Raw genomic sequence first — 14,652 nt, forward strand, 5'->3', positions numbered from 1 at the left:
CCATACTACCTTATACGAGGCTAACTATTGGAATTAGAATGGTCAATCTAAAAATACCTTAGGTTGAAAAATTATCTGTATAAAACCCAATTTAAAACTCTATTTAAATACAACTAGTTAACTCAACTTAATTACCGTCTCTACAAAGCACAGCGAATTTTGGGTAGCAATTTCTAATTATTTAAGGTTATATCTGGTCAGATGAGTAAAAAGAGAAACTTGCATGGCGAATCACACCCTTTCTGAATTACAAGACATTATGAAACGAGCCGCTTCTTTTGAAGAATACCAAGAGGCAGCACAAGCTCATGACGAATTGTCTGGCGCCCAAGAATGGAAAGCCAAAGATCCCAGCAAGGACTATGATTACCGACTTATTCGTAAACGGGTGCAACGTATTAAACAAGCCAGAGTCAGTGGTGATGCGGCCGGTTTAATGTATATTTTGCATGAAGGGCTACACGGAAACTTAGGCAACATAGCCTCATCTGCGCTTAATCAACACGCCAAACTTGGTACTAAACAGCTAATTGAAGAATTTATCCAAGAAGTGTGCGGCGCTTTGGACTTTATCTATCAAGCCGATGAAAATGAAATCGACTTCTACGAAAAATTATCCTTCTTTGAAGAAACAGCCCAAGCATTTGGTCGTAGTTGTTTAATGTTAAGTGGTGGCGCGGGTCTGGGATTTTTTCATTGTGGTGTTATCAAATCACTTGTAGAACATGACTTACTGCCCAAAGTAGTATCTGGAGCCAGCGCAGGTTCAATTATTGCCGCACTTGTTGGCACACGCACCAACGAAGAATTATTAGAAGTTATTAAACCAGAAGTCATCCAACAAAAATTTAAACAATGGCGAATATGGCAAGGCTTTGGCAAAGAAAGTTTGCTCGATAGTAGTAACCTAGAAAATGCCTTAATTGAATTATTTGATTTAACCACCTTTGAAGAAGCCTTTAAGAAGACCGGTCGTCATATGACCATCACAGTTTCTCCGGCTGATTTACATCAATATTCACGGTTATTAAATGCCAAAACCTCACCCAACGCTATTATTACTCAAGCAGTTAGAGCCTCAACAGCTATCCCATTATTATTCAAACCAGTGCAACTTAAAGCCAAAAACAGGGCCGGCGATATAGTGCCTTATATACCTAACCGTCGTTTTGCAGACGGCTCTATTATGGCCGACCTGCCCTTTGAGCGCTTAGCCCGCATATATGGTGTGAATCATAGTATTGTCAGTCAAACCAACTTAATTGCAGTGCCTTTCCTGGCGCGCGACAAAAGAGATACCACAGGCCTAGTTGGATTAACATGGCGCTATGCTGCAAAAATTGCCAAAGTGAACAGTATTTATGCCTTCGATATTCTTGAAAACCTCATTAGCCATCGTGCGGCTAGATTAGGCATACACAAAATACGTTCTATTATTGATCAACAATATGTAGGCGATATCAATATTTTACCTAGCGCCACTTTTGCTAATTTAAAACACATTGGCTCAAACCCCAGCTTAAAAAGCATTCAAGAACTCATCCGCCACGGTGAACGCGCCACTTGGCCACAGTTAGATTTAATTAAGCGAAACACTATGATCAGCAAAACCATCAGGGATTACCTAAGTAAATTAAAACAAAGAGAAGCAAGGTTACTTAGTGAACATAATGGCTTGAGAGTAGTAAATAACTAGCAACTAATAATTTTGCTACCTTTGGTTTCGGTGTTATCCGCTACACAGGATAAAACCGCAAACACCCAATCACTCCATCAACGGAATGGGTGTTTAAACCATTACAAATTATTAGTTTTATCTATTCTCAAATTCAGCCTGAATATCTTCGAGGCGCCGTCCGCGGGTATCAATACCACTTTTGAGTAACACAAAGGCAAAGAACAAAAGTGGTATAGCTATTAACAAGGCAGCGGAAGACAAACTACCAAAGACCCCCATAATCCCCAATACTGCGCCTAAAATCCCACCAAACTTAGAACTTGCCGCCACAATACCCGTACCTGAACCTCTTAAATGCACTGGATATATCTCTGCAGCATAAGGGATCAACATAGCAATCACCCCACTGGAACTCACCAACAAACAAGCCGTAGCAACAATAATAGTATTGTTGGAAATAACCCCAAATATATCGAACAACCAATACAGCAATAAACTGATTGCTGTTAGCGCCACAAACAAAACCAATGTTTTAACGCTACTCCAATGATGGTACAACCAAACCACCAGCAAAATACCCGGTAAAGCAAACAAGCCCGATTGTGCCAACAGCAAATTTGTGGTTTCCCCGCTCATGCCCATATTACGTAAATTGGTTGGCAACCATAATAGAAAGCCAAAATTCACCACGCCCCACACTATCCCAACACCAAGTAAACCAATGGTGATATTAGAATAGGTACGTAAAATGGTCTTTAAAAAGCCACTTGTTGCCGTTGCCTTTTCAGGCTCGACAGATTCATTCTCACTATCCACCTGGCCATTATATCGTGCTAATACCGCACGAGCTTCTTTACCTAAACCAGCATTGGCTAAAAAACGCGGCGACTCAGGGATATAACGATTGAGCATGATCACCGCAATACCTGTAGGTAAACCTAACATCCATAATATGCGCCAACTGAATAAGGGCTCTAAAATTGCAGCAGCACCAGAAGCCAATAAATACCCGGCTGCCGTACCCACACCACCTAAAGCCACTAGCAACCAACCTCGATGACGCGCGGGGATCATTTCAGCCATTAAAGTAAAAGTGATGGGCAATAAACCACCTGCGGATAAGCCCATTAGGAAACACATGATGAGATTCCATTCAAAGCTAGGCATCGCTCCGCATATGGAGGTACCAATAAACATCAAAGCCGATAATAAAATGGCCGCGCGACGGCCCAATATATCAGCCAAGCGCCCCCATAATATCGAGCCAAATACCGTTCCAGTTAAAGCTATAAGCGCCAAAGAACCAACAGACTCTGAGCTTATTTGGTATTCATTCGCCATCCCCGGCATCACAAAACCCAAAGTGGCCGGTTTCATTACATCCACTATCACCGCCACCAATAAGGCCAATACCAATTTGAAATGTTCCCAATTCAAAGGGCTGTGATCCGCCACATGAAAATGTATCGTTGCGCTGCAATTATCTTGGCGTAATAAAGCTAACCTTGGCATCAAACCATAACAGGCAAATAACAATCCCATTGGGATCATTGCCATACCCACCAGCATGGTATTACTCATAGGCATCCCCATCATCCGGTACCCCATATGCGAGGCATGCACAAACATTGGAATGTGTGACAACACCCCTAAAGTAAGGAACACACAGCCGGTCCAAAATGCGAATGGGTGATGAAATGAATAGTCTTTAACTTGCACGAAAAATTTATCCTTAGGCAAGATGATCCAATTCCATATTGAACCCAATTACCGTCAAATAGGCCAGCAGAATTGACTTATATTTTAAAATATCGGGTGTGATTGGTTTAAATGATATTTGCAGGGTTAAGTTGTTAGCTTGCATCAGAACAAAGATGAAAAATAAGTCGTACAGTAAGTGGCTGCAACGTGGTATGGCAGTAGGTGCCAGTGCATACTTTAATTAGAATCTTCAAAAATAAATAGAAGATGTGCACGCACACCAGCATCCTTGCCTTTGTTCCAACAACATAGTGGGAGTTTAGCTCGCTGAAGAACGCACCTAAAATATCCATATGTTAAGAGTTAACACCCCATCAAACATCGCGGCTTTCTTTAACATCATCAGCAAGCCAAGATTTGATCAGAGATTGATAGGGCATATCTCGCTTATTGGCTTCAATTTTAATGCTATCTAATAATCCTTCCGGCAATCTGAGTGAAATCGTTTTAGTTGAAGGTTTTAAATTTGACATCGCAACTGATTGAGCTTGTTTCCAGTCAACATAATCACTGGAATCGTGTTTTTCCCAAAAAGCTCGTTCCTCAGCCTCAGTTTTAAATTTAGGGGTAGTTTTAATTTTGCTCATAAATGTTCCTCTCTTTTCTGTGCATATCACGAGCTGAAATCACACGAATCAATGTTTCATCGGAACGCAGGGTAAAAGTTATATGCAGCTGCCTAGCATCATTACTCTTTCCCAGTGCATGGTAACGCGCTTCACTTTGGCTGTGTTTCTCATCAGTCAAAATCAGCAGTGGCTGGTTAAAAAACACTTGCTCAGCCTGAAAGCGGCTTACCGTATGTTTTTCTTCGCTTTTCCGCTCGTTTCCAGCGGCCCAGTCAAAGCCAGTTACTTGTTTCCAATTTATCATTTTTGTATATTGCCATCATATACAATTAAATCAAGTACTAAACCCATAGCTTCAAGTCGCTAACATCCAACCTTTACACTACCCAGCATAAGGATTCTGTGAGAAATAATCCATGGATGGCGGTAAGTGCCAATACATACTTTAATAAATAGAACATGTGCACGCACACCGGCATCCTTGCCTTTGTTCAAACAACATCTAAGTGTCCAACTTACTTCTTTATCAACAGCCAAAGCTGTTGTCGGCGAAGCCGATGCTTTTGATCTACCCTCGCATTTATATTCGCCAATTATCGGGTGAATTTAGTAGGGCAATTTGCATGGGTGAAACTGGATTCCTTAGAAGCACTGCTTCGCCCAGTCGAACAGCTCGACAGGGAAGTCGAGATTGGATGTCGATCATCATGGATGTGCCAGTGACGAACTTAAAGCGTTTGCATCTGGTAATTACAAAGACTGGAATTACAAAGACAACCATAATAAATATTAATGGAATTACAAAGACAACCATAATAAATATTAAAATTACAACGAGAGTCTGATCATGGAAGAAGATAACAACCAATATAAAAGTCGATCCCCTTCGTCCAAATAAAGAGAGTCCCTCCCCCATAAAAAAAGCCGCTAAAAATTAGCGGCTTCATTAACAAAATTGAGATTGAAGGGGTTTAAAATCTCAGTCGTTAATCTTTTGTGTCTGCTTTAGCTTCGTTAGCGGGTTTAGCAACCGACTCAGTTGGTGCTTTTGTAGCAGTTGCTTTGACTGCTGTTTTAGCTTCAGTTTTAGCTGGTGCTTTTGTAGCAGTTGCTTTGGCAGCTGGTTTAGCCGCAGTTTTAGCTGGCGCTTTTGTTGCAGTTGCTTTGGCTGCTGGTTTAGCCGCAGTTTTAGCAGGCGCTTTTGTTGCAGTTGCTTTGCCTACTGGTTTAGCCGCAGTTTTAGCTGGCGCTTTTGTTGCCTTAGCTTTGGCTGCAGGTTTAGCTGCTGCTTTTTTCGCTGTAACTTTAGCTGCTGGTTTAGTAGCGGGGGCTTTGTTCTCAGCTGCTTGTTGTTGAGCGAGTTTAGCTACCACTTCAATTAGGCTATCAACACGTTGAGACAACATATCAATTTGCTGTTCTTGCTTTTCGTTACCGAAACCAAGCTTTGTTTTTAGTGCTAAAATTTTGTCTTTTAACATTTTTCTGGCCTCTATTTTTGCTTGTAATTGCGTTTCTACTAACTCGCCTTTTTCTAGCAAGTCATTGACGAGTGCTGAACCACCAACGAATATTTGGTCAAACTTATTGATCGCTGTTTCGCGGCCGATATCATAAACACCAACCCCAGCCAACCAAGTTTGCTGTGCCAAAACTATTGTTTTTTTAGCCGTATTCAAAGTGATCCTCCTAATACCTTAACTCACGCCAATAGGGCGTAAAGATAAAACATCAACGCAGTCTAGGGTTATTGCCTATACATGCGTTGAGTAATATGGCAATTACTTGGCCGCTAGTTTTGCAACAGCGTCGGTAAGTGCATCAATTTTTGCAGATAATTCTTCAACTTTTTCATCGGCACTTACTGTGTCTAAACCTAGTTTTTTACGAACTTCTGCTACGCGAGTTTCAACTTTGTCTTTAACTTGAAATTTATCTTTGGCTTCAGTTTCGATTTTAGAACCTTTAACCACTAGTTCATCGAACATTTTGCTCGCTTCAACACTAATTTTTTCATAACGGCCTTGGGCTTCGTCAAAACTTTTCCCATAAGCGCCTAAACCTGCAAGCCAAATTTTGCGTGCAAATTCTTCAGCTTCGTTCACTTTACCTTTGATAGCATCTAATTTAGTCATGGGTATTTCCTCGTTTAAATAAATGGGTGTGTCTGGACTGTGTGTCTGGATTAAGGGCAAGATTAAAGAAACGAATTAGAATCCGCATACTAATTGAACAGATATTTTGATTTATTACTGAATTAAATCACAAACCTTTGATATATAAATGATTTTTATTTTGATATTTATCTGAGTTTTTTTGGGGATTGTGACGGCTGACAGAGCCGTCAGCCGATAAAGAGCCGTCAGCCGATTTAAAACTGAATTTAGCAGTTAATCGACTAACCCTTTTGGCATGTCTGCACGTAATTCCTGCCAAATTTTACCACTTTCTATGCCATAGTCTCTGATGACCAGTGGTACACCTTCATAGTCGCCCTTCTTAGCAAGCTCTAATAGTTGTTTATAATAACCACGCGTTAAGTCTCTAGAGTCTTGATTCGAGAAATAATAACCACCAATGCGCGAATATAAACCTCTAAACCCATTCATCATTAATACATAAACAGGATTACCAGATGCAAAAGCCAGATCATGATTAAGTTGGTAGTCACTTTGCGCAAAAATTTTACCATCATCAGGAATATCGCTATGGCTATTTAATATCTCGATAGTTTTATCTTGTTGATTACGGATAGCACCGCGAATAAATACCGCACTTAAATTAGTTCTTGCTGCCAACAAGTGGTCAACAAGCTCAGGGATCCCGTCTTCGTCGAGTCTAGCTAAGGTTTCTAAAATATTAAGGCCCGAGGTTTCCCAGAAGTTATTCACCTTAGTAGGCTTACCATGTTTGATAGTTAACCAACCGTCACGGGCTAAACGTTGCAATACTTCACGTAAAGTGGTGCGTGTTACACCAATAAGTTCAGATAATTCACGTTCTGCAGGAAGAATTGTGCCAGGAGGGAAGCGCCCACTCCAGATAGATTCCACTATATATTCTTCAGCGAATCCTGCTGGGCTTTGTGCCTTGTATATCATCAACCACTCACTTCGTTATTATTGTTTTTCTCATACTTATATACTGATTGTACCAGATGATTTTTACTGGTAACAATGAATCTTTGCTTTGTTAATAAAGTATTGCCAAAAAGCGGAAAAAATTTTGTCTAATTGTGTCATAACTGTGAGATTTTGTGATTATTTGTGGGTACAATCTTAAAATCGTTGATTCAATAATTATAATATTCAGCAAGGAACTTTGCTTATGCAAATGTCAGTACCTCAAGCAGTAGCCGCCAATTTTTTGGGAAAAGCCCCAACTTGGTATAAACAGGCGATCATCGCCTTTCTTATCATTAACCCCATTTTATTCATATTTAATCCTTATGTAGCTGGCTGGGCGCTAGTAATAGAATTTATATTTACTTTAGCGATGGCATTAAAATGTTATCCACTGCAACCCGGTGGATTATTGCTGATGGAAGCGATGTTTATCGGCATGACCTCGCCAGAACATATGAAACATGAAATGGTGGTCAATATTGAGGTTATTCTACTCTTAGTATTTATGGTGGCCGGGATCTACTTTATGAAAGGGTTGTTACTTTACCTTTTCACAAAATTACTGATAAAACTTAAAAACAAAATTGCCTTATCAATAGCCTTTGCAGCTGCTTGTGCGTTTTTGTCGGCATTCTTAGATGCATTAACTGTAGTGGCAGTTATTATAACGGTAGGCTTAGGGTTTTATTCTATCTATCACAAAGTTGCATCAGGCAAAGACTTTAATTCTGATCATGATCATTCCCACGATGAAGAAGTACCTAGCCTCAAGCGTAATGATTTGGAAGATTTCAGGGCATTTTTGCGTAACCTAATGATGCACGCTGGCGTAGGTACTGCACTGGGTGGCGTAATGACTATGGTAGGTGAACCACAAAACCTTATCATCGCAGATAAAGCGGGATGGGACTTTGTGGAATTCTTTATTCGTATGTCTCCCATCACTATCCCGGTATTTTTTGCCGGATTAGCCACTACCTTTATAGTAGAAAAATTTAAACTCTTTAGTTATGGGGCGCAATTACCGTCAGTGGTCAGACAAATATTGACTGATTATGATAAAGATATCGAAGCCAACTTAACCACCCAAGACAAAGTCAGATTAGCCATGCAGGGCCTAATTGCAATTTGGTTAGTGGTAGGTTTAGCAGGACATTTAGCAGCAGTAGGATTAATTGGACTTTCTATAATTGTTTTGGCGACCTCAATGAGTGGCGTGATTGACGAACACTCTATAGGCAAAGCCTTCGAAGAAGCCCTACCTTTTACTGCATTGTTGTGTGTATTTTTTGGTGTGGTGGCCGTCATAATCGATCAAGGATTATTTAGTCCAGTGATTAATTGGGTATTAACCTTTGAAGGTAAAACCCAGTTAGTGATGTTTTATTTAGCCAATGGCCTGTTATCTATGGTCAGCGACAATGTATTTGTTGGCTCGGTATATATTACCGAAGTGACAGCAGCACTTCAAAGTGGCGCTATCAGTCGCGACCAATTTGATATGTTAGCCGTAGCGATTAATACCGGTACTAACTTACCTAGTGTTGCCACCCCTAACGGTCAGGCTGCATTCTTATTTTTGCTAACATCAGCAATTGCACCTCTGCTTAGATTATCGTACGGTACTATGGTGTATATGGCGCTACCCTACACAGTGGTTTTAACACTAGTTGGTTTGGCTGCAACTTACTTCGGATTGTATGACTTAACACAATGGTTATATGAAATGCACTTTATAGAGCATCACTCTGGGATGATACCCAGTGCGGCTCCCCATTAAATAGGACAAAACATTGCTAACTAAACTATCGTTATTAGCTACCGACAGGCGCGCGTGGGGACTATTATTTGTTTCTGCGTTGTGCTTGGAAATTTCCGCATTGTATTTCCAACATGTTACGGATTTACGTCCGTGCATTATGTGTATTTATCAACGTACTGCCGTATTTGGTATTATGTTTGCGGCTATGCCGGCGATGTTAGTAAATAACCTCATTACCCGCTTGATTGGTTATATTGGTTGGGGAATATCTGCTATTTGGGGCTTACTCATAGCCATGGAACATGTGGAAATACAGACAGCTGTAAACCCATTTTTTGCTACCTGTGAGTTTGTACCAAACTTCCCGTCTTGGGCGCCGTTACATGAATGGCTTCCCAATATATTCGGAGCAACAGGTGACTGTGGCGATATCAACTGGTCATTTTTTGATATGAGCATGCCGCAATGGATGATAGTGATTTTTGCTATTTACAGCGCTATTTGGGCCGTGATCTTGCTCAGCAGAGTATTGCTAAAACGTAGCCTGTAAATCAATACAACTAAACTTTATTCAAGCCAACATATGTGGGCTTGAATAAACATTAAATTTGCTTGCCTCCCCCGAGGTTTTTACAAAACCCAGTAAACAAATATCACAATCCTTAGCTAAATCTATGGCTAAACTAGACGGCGCACCTAAAGCAATAATATAACGAAGATTCACCATGGCCGCTTTTTGTACCAATTCAAAACTGGCTCTTGAGCTCAAGACCACACCTAAAATCGATTCAACCCCATGATTATCTGCTACCAACCTATCAATATTAGCGCCTATCACTTTATCGAAAGCATTGTGCCTACCTACATCTTCCCGCACATCCACTAGTTGTACACTGCGATCAAATAACGCCACACCATGACAACCACCTGTTTGCTCAAACATCATCTGCTTGCTTCTTAACTGCTGTGTTAATAAGTGAATAGCGTTAATGGCTAATAAAGGTGTTTGCACATCTCCGCTTAGAGCATGAGGTAATTTATCTAATATATTTTCAATACTCTGTTGACCACAAACACCACAAGCTGCATTCATCACTTCAACTCGTTGGTATGCAGTAAGATCAACATTCGCCCCTGCCGCCAAATTAATCTGTACACGATTAGTTGACTGAGATTTCAGACGCCCCGTCCCTGTATGGGTAATTGACTCTATTTTGCTGAAGTCTTGAATAGCGCCACTGGAATATAACCAGCCCCTCACTAAATTTAGGTCGTCGCCAGGCGTACGCATAGTTGTAAAAAGTAACTCTGGTGTGGCTTTTGATTGGGAAGACGAATAAGCAGACAACCATATTTCTAGCGGCTCTTCGATCACCACGAGATCGTTACACTCTATACGTTCTGGTATTGCACCTTGTTCGCTAGAGTGAGACATTTTAACTACTGGATAAGCTTTAATAGATCGCAAGAAAAAAGGCTATAACAAGAAATTCAGACGCCTAAACTACCCTAGGTGGTTAGAAGGGTAAAGATATGCATCCCCAAATAAATATCCAATAGGAAAAAACAGCCTTAAATTTTTAGATGATAAATACAATACCAATTGTTTTTAGGGATTTACCAAGTGATTTACCAAGTCACCCATAACAATTTGACTAAATATGAAGACAAGCTAGGCTTTGATTAGGAAATAAATCAAAGGATTGATGTCATGCCCCAGCCTCGTAGCAGTCAAATTTGTTTATCTGATACTCCTTATTACCATTGTGTTTCTCGCTGTGTACGCCGCTCTTTTTTGTGTGGTATCGATAGTTACTCAGGTCAAAGTTATGAACATCGCCGTGAGTGGGTTGAAGAGCGGTTGTTGTTTTTATCTTCAATATTTGCCATTGATATATGTGCTTATGCTGTGATGAGTAATCACGTGCATGTGGTGTTACATGTGGATGTGCAACAAGTGATGGCTTGGACAGATAGTGAAGTGGTTGAACGCTGGCACCGCCTACATAAAGGCACATTGCTCACGCAAATGTTTGTCAGAGGAGACACGTTAAGCCAAGGTGAAAAGCTAACTTTAGATGACACCATAATCGAGTATCGCAAACGCTTACATGATATTAGCTGGTTGATGGGTAACCTGAATGAACATATTGCCCGAGAAGCCAATAAAGAGGATGACTGTACCGGAAGATTTTGGGAAGGACGATTTAAGTCACAAGCCTTATTAGATGACGCCGCATTACTGGCCTGTATGGCCTATGTTGACCTTAACCCTATTAGAACCAAGATAGCGAATACCCTCGAGACCTCAAAGCACACCAGTATTAAAAAACGTTTAGAATCGATAAAAGACCCCATCACAACACATTCGCTGATGCCTTTTATCGGCAACCCTAGACAGGATATGCCCAAGGGCATCACCTTCTCACTCAAAGATTATTGTGAATTAGTAGACATAACCGGCAGAATAATCAGAGAAGACAAAGCAGGGTATATAGACCAACAACAACAACCCATCTTACAAAGGTTAGGCCTATCAGACGACCAATGGCTCACTCTCACCACAGAGTTTGAAAAACACTTTTGTTATGCAGCAGGAGCAGAACAAATGATGAACCAGTTTAAAGTGCACACAGGCCACCAACGCATTCGAGGCATGAGTAAAGCAAAAACGCTGCTACGCTGCGCATAACCTTAATAAAGCGGTTAACTTATCACCGATAAGGCACAGTTGTGCCCACAATCCCGTTAAATACCTATTATTCCCACCAAATAGGCTGAAACTCCCCCTTAGTCTCATACCTCACTCAACCCAAGCCATTTTCACGCGGAAAATCGATATTGAATGTTCGCGCTAGACTCAAAACTTTATTATGGGTGGCTAGGTAAATACTCCATAAGACAAAGTTGTGCCCACAATCCCGTTAAATGCTTATTATTCCCACCAAGGAGGCTGAAACTAATCCTCAGCCTCCATTTCTCAATTGAAGCTGTCAGTTTAGCGTTGTTTAACCTTTTTAAGTTTGCTGTGCAATCTTATCAATTATGGATTGGGTATGGCCCTGAGAGTAAAAAGCGGAACCTTTGTTAGACATCAAAAACTGGTTATCTTGAGTCATCACCAATCTGGCTTCTTTTAAAAATTCGATTAACTGATCTTCAGGCATATCTTCAGATTGGTATACAGCGGCCTGCTCTTTTGCTTGCCCCCATTCAACAAACTGCTGCAATTTAGCAGTTTGTTGCACTAACGCACTAAGGCGTGTGTCTTTATCAAGATAATTCTGCAGCGCTTTGGCGTTATCGGAATCCCCTTCAACCACCAACTTGCCATCTTGCAATGTCACTGCTGTTTCGGATCCAAGATCAAAGTTTCTCGCCAATTGAGCGACTTCTCGATTAAGTTTCTGTTGATTAAATTGGTAATAGTTATCGACAAGGTTCAGATCAATATCGATTTCACCCTTTTCCATTAACTCCAATGTTTCTTCAAACTTCCCATTGCTCAATCCACTTTCAAGCAAATCGAGTCCACCACTAACATCTTTATTAGTGTTATTGGCAAGACCTTGCAGCACTTCATTGGACTTTTCACTATCACCGATGTAATTAAATAGAGATAGAGTGTTGCTAGTAATTTCCATAAATATAACTGGCTAGTTTATTTAGCTAATAGCAGAGCAATTAACACGCCAGCATTAACAAACATTTAAAAATCCATTAAATTCAGGATGAATATGTTTTTAATAGAAAGATGTTTCCTTTCCAGACGCTAAATATCGCTTTTAGTAAGGCAACAATTTGCCAATTGTTGTATGAGAGGTCTTAAATTGTCACTTTTAATAAAAATTAAAATAGCTCACTGGTTCCAGCAACATTTATAGGTTTTAATAGCTACAATTCCTAAGCTTGGTAAATCAAATAACAACAGGTGATATATGAAACGCGTATTTAGTACTTTAATCGGCTTGGTCCTCACGTTCAGCGTATTCGCAGAAACATTGAGACTATCGGAGCCTGTAGCTCAAGACGCCCAAAGTGAAACCTTTGGCGTGAAGCTTGATAACTCGCTGCCTAAACTTAGTATGAAAAACTTAGTCACTGAATCCACCTCTCACTTAGCTACGCCATTTCAAGTAGAAGCTAGGATCGCCAAAGTGTGTCAAAAGAAAGGTTGTTTCTTTATTGCACAACAAGAGCAACATATTTTACGGGTGTCATTTCGCGATTATGGCTTCTTTATCCCAACAGATAGCAGTGGCAAAACCGTGACCATTGCAGGTGAATTGGTACAAAAAGAAATGAGCAAAGATGAAGTAGCACATTTTAAAGCCGACTTAAAAAGTGAAACCGATATCCTGAAATCCGGTGTAGTTTATGAAATTGTGGCTGATAGCGTAAGAATTCCACGCAGTTAATAAAATGCAAATCTAGCTATTGCGGGTTGTAGAATGAGTATAAGCGGGCATTGTCACCTTTGGCAGTACCCGCTTAAAAAGTATTGCCTAACTTAAAACTTCAACACATTAATTTCTAAGTTATTTAACTTATTCTCAAGGCCAGTATGATAAAGCGCTTCAATCGCTTTGGCTCCGGAGTATTCTGCAACTTGCACTTTGTCATTCATATGCACTGCAAAACTTTGCCAAGCTTTTGCATAACGTTCGGCAAAACCAGCATGTCCCCACTCACCAGTGCGTTTTTTCACTTGGCTTGGAGCAAAGAAAAACTCGCTGTCTAAATGACCATCGGGTTTATCTTGCTGTGCATCCACATCGGTTGAGCCAATTAAAACTAACTTACCGAGATTCTCAGCAAATTGGTTTTGTAAATTAAGCAACAAAGTTTTGTTGCCAGCAAAATCCAACACCCAGCTAACCTTGTCTTGTCCTAGCTGAGCAATTTCGTCATATCCCAGTACTTGATCATAACAACCTAAGTCTTGAGTAAAAGCCTTGTTGCTCGCTGAGGTTAAGCCAATTACTTGGTAGTCTAAACCTCGCTCTTTTTTATGTTTCATCAAAAGATGCGCAGCGCCATAAGCAGTTTTACTTGAGGCGCTGGTTAATATCACTTGTTTAACCGGTTGCTCAGAAGCAACTAATCCTTCTCCTACAAAATCATCTAACACAAAAGAAGTCATAAACAACGGCCGATAATTTAGCTGCCAAGCTTCTCGCTCAACTTGATAACCGGGGTCGGTAGCACAGCGCACATAATTGTCATATACAGGTGAAATACTTTTACGTTTTTCACTGATATCAAAAAAGTGAGTGGGTGACATTTTACCTGCTGTGATCACTAAATGGCTTGCCATGGGTAAATAACCAAAGACTTTTTCGCCTACCTTTACATCTGCATGATTTGACTCAAGCACAGTAGCAAAACCCCACATGGGCACAATACCCCAAGTATCATCAGCAGGAAAAAAGCCCCAATAGCCCATTTTATCGCCGAAAACAGAGTAGGTGATATTGTTAGCTGAAAAGCCAAATGAATCGATTTCAAGCAACACTTCATCAGTACTTAGTTGCGTGCTGTCTAACTCTTTTTCAACAATTTTGGTATTGGCCACATTGGATTTTTCAATCCAAACTTCGGTCACATTATGTACTTCGCTCATTATGTTTCGCCCTAAAGTGAATTTATTCTGATAGATTAAAGACTATTGATTTAAGTATAAGTTTTTACAGCACTAGAACGGCATCACGATTTTGAATGCTGTGAAATAAACTAAGATGATTAGCCCAAAGGAAA

Annotated in this window: 14 protein-coding genes; 5 read left to right on the forward strand and 9 right to left on the reverse strand. The window is 40.4% G+C overall.

Annotation, left to right across the window (positions count from 1 at the left end; translation table 11 throughout):
* Window positions 1–223: 223 nt before the first annotated feature.
* Window positions 224–1,696: a DUF3336 domain-containing protein gene (locus GARC_RS03525; RefSeq protein ID WP_007616794.1), complete on the forward strand. Its 1,473-nt coding sequence runs from the start codon at window positions 224–226 to the stop codon at window positions 1,694–1,696.
* 117 nt (window positions 1,697–1,813) lie between these two features.
* Here the strand turns inward: GARC_RS03525 and GARC_RS03530 are convergent, their stop codons facing one another.
* The 6 genes from GARC_RS03530 to fadR form a co-directional block, all read right to left on the reverse strand.
* Window positions 1,814–3,397, reverse strand: coding sequence for an MFS transporter (locus GARC_RS03530; protein ID WP_039988630.1), 1,584 nt, complete (start codon window positions 3,395–3,397; stop codon window positions 1,814–1,816).
* A 356-nt stretch (window positions 3,398–3,753) separates the two neighbouring features.
* Window positions 3,754–4,026 (reverse strand): BrnA antitoxin family protein, encoded by a 273-nt coding sequence (locus tag GARC_RS03535; protein ID WP_007616798.1) that lies wholly within the window; start codon window positions 4,024–4,026, stop codon window positions 3,754–3,756.
* Window positions 4,013–4,312: a BrnT family toxin gene (locus tag GARC_RS03540; protein ID WP_007616799.1), complete on the reverse strand. Its 300-nt coding sequence runs from the start codon at window positions 4,310–4,312 to the stop codon at window positions 4,013–4,015. Before GARC_RS03540 ends, GARC_RS03535 begins: the two co-directional genes overlap by 14 nt.
* Before the next feature lie 682 nt (window positions 4,313–4,994).
* On the reverse strand, window positions 4,995–5,687 hold the full coding sequence (locus tag GARC_RS26665; protein ID WP_007616803.1) for a hypothetical protein: 693 nt from the start codon (window positions 5,685–5,687) through the stop codon (window positions 4,995–4,997).
* Window positions 5,688–5,789: 102 nt separating this feature from the next.
* On the reverse strand, window positions 5,790–6,143 hold the full coding sequence (locus GARC_RS03555) for a phasin family protein (RefSeq protein WP_007616804.1): 354 nt from the start codon (window positions 6,141–6,143) through the stop codon (window positions 5,790–5,792).
* Between the two features lie 255 nt (window positions 6,144–6,398).
* On the reverse strand, window positions 6,399–7,109 hold the full coding sequence (fadR, locus tag GARC_RS03560) for a fatty acid metabolism transcriptional regulator FadR (protein ID WP_007616806.1): 711 nt from the start codon (window positions 7,107–7,109) through the stop codon (window positions 6,399–6,401).
* 226 nt (window positions 7,110–7,335) lie between these two features.
* Between fadR and nhaB the strand changes: the two genes are divergently transcribed.
* Window positions 7,336–8,913, forward strand: a complete 1,578-nt coding sequence (nhaB, locus tag GARC_RS03565; protein ID WP_007616808.1) for a sodium/proton antiporter NhaB — start codon at window positions 7,336–7,338, stop codon at window positions 8,911–8,913.
* 13 nt (window positions 8,914–8,926) lie between these two features.
* Window positions 8,927–9,445: a disulfide bond formation protein DsbB gene (gene dsbB, locus GARC_RS03570; RefSeq protein WP_039988634.1), complete on the forward strand. Its 519-nt coding sequence runs from the start codon at window positions 8,927–8,929 to the stop codon at window positions 9,443–9,445.
* A gap of 21 nt (window positions 9,446–9,466) precedes the next feature.
* Here dsbB and GARC_RS03575 read toward each other — a convergent pair whose 3' ends face one another.
* Complete coding sequence (locus GARC_RS03575) at window positions 9,467–10,330, reverse strand: formate dehydrogenase accessory sulfurtransferase FdhD (RefSeq protein WP_007616813.1); 864 nt, start codon at window positions 10,328–10,330, stop codon at window positions 9,467–9,469.
* A gap of 276 nt (window positions 10,331–10,606) precedes the next feature.
* On the opposite strand from GARC_RS03575, the gene GARC_RS03580 reads away from it, so the two are divergent.
* Window positions 10,607–11,587, forward strand: a complete 981-nt coding sequence (locus GARC_RS03580; RefSeq protein WP_007616816.1) for a transposase — start codon at window positions 10,607–10,609, stop codon at window positions 11,585–11,587.
* A 325-nt stretch (window positions 11,588–11,912) separates the two neighbouring features.
* Here the strand turns inward: GARC_RS03580 and GARC_RS03585 are convergent, their stop codons facing one another.
* On the reverse strand, window positions 11,913–12,539 hold the full coding sequence (locus GARC_RS03585; RefSeq protein WP_007616818.1) for a hypothetical protein: 627 nt from the start codon (window positions 12,537–12,539) through the stop codon (window positions 11,913–11,915).
* 294 nt (window positions 12,540–12,833) lie between these two features.
* Here GARC_RS03585 and GARC_RS03590 point away from each other — a divergent pair, with 294 nt between their 5' ends.
* Entirely contained in the window at window positions 12,834–13,313 is a 480-nt protein-coding gene (locus GARC_RS03590; protein ID WP_007616820.1) for a DUF4920 domain-containing protein, read from the forward strand.
* A gap of 92 nt (window positions 13,314–13,405) precedes the next feature.
* Here GARC_RS03590 and GARC_RS03595 read toward each other — a convergent pair whose 3' ends face one another.
* Complete coding sequence (locus GARC_RS03595; protein ID WP_007616823.1) at window positions 13,406–14,518, reverse strand: DUF2855 family protein; 1,113 nt, start codon at window positions 14,516–14,518, stop codon at window positions 13,406–13,408.
* Window positions 14,519–14,652 lie beyond the last annotated feature (134 nt).

Origin of the sequence: Paraglaciecola arctica BSs20135, assembly GCF_000314995.1 — a bacterium.
Lineage (GTDB): Bacteria > Pseudomonadota > Gammaproteobacteria > Enterobacterales > Alteromonadaceae > Paraglaciecola > Paraglaciecola arctica.

Bases quoted from the DNA above. Each gene is read 5' to 3' on its own strand.
- GARC_RS03525 (WP_007616794.1), top strand. From the start codon at position 224: ATGGCGAATCACACCCTTTCTGAATTACAAGACATTATGAAACGAGCC.
- GARC_RS03535 (WP_007616798.1), bottom strand. From the start codon at position 4,026: ATGAGCAAAATTAAAACTACCCCTAAATTTAAAACTGAGGCTGAGGAA.
- GARC_RS03540 (WP_007616799.1), bottom strand. From the start codon at position 4,312: ATGATAAATTGGAAACAAGTAACTGGCTTTGACTGGGCCGCTGGAAAC.
- GARC_RS03555 (WP_007616804.1), bottom strand. From the start codon at position 6,143: ATGACTAAATTAGATGCTATCAAAGGTAAAGTGAACGAAGCTGAAGAA.
- fadR (WP_007616806.1), bottom strand. From the start codon at position 7,109: ATGATATACAAGGCACAAAGCCCAGCAGGATTCGCTGAAGAATATATA.
- nhaB (WP_007616808.1), top strand. From the start codon at position 7,336: ATGCAAATGTCAGTACCTCAAGCAGTAGCCGCCAATTTTTTGGGAAAA.
- GARC_RS03575 (WP_007616813.1), bottom strand. From the start codon at position 10,330: ATGTCTCACTCTAGCGAACAAGGTGCAATACCAGAACGTATAGAGTGT.
- GARC_RS03580 (WP_007616816.1), top strand. From the start codon at position 10,607: ATGCCCCAGCCTCGTAGCAGTCAAATTTGTTTATCTGATACTCCTTAT.
- GARC_RS03585 (WP_007616818.1), bottom strand. From the start codon at position 12,539: ATGGAAATTACTAGCAACACTCTATCTCTATTTAATTACATCGGTGAT.
- GARC_RS03590 (WP_007616820.1), top strand. From the start codon at position 12,834: ATGAAACGCGTATTTAGTACTTTAATCGGCTTGGTCCTCACGTTCAGC.
- GARC_RS03595 (WP_007616823.1), bottom strand. From the start codon at position 14,518: ATGAGCGAAGTACATAATGTGACCGAAGTTTGGATTGAAAAATCCAAT.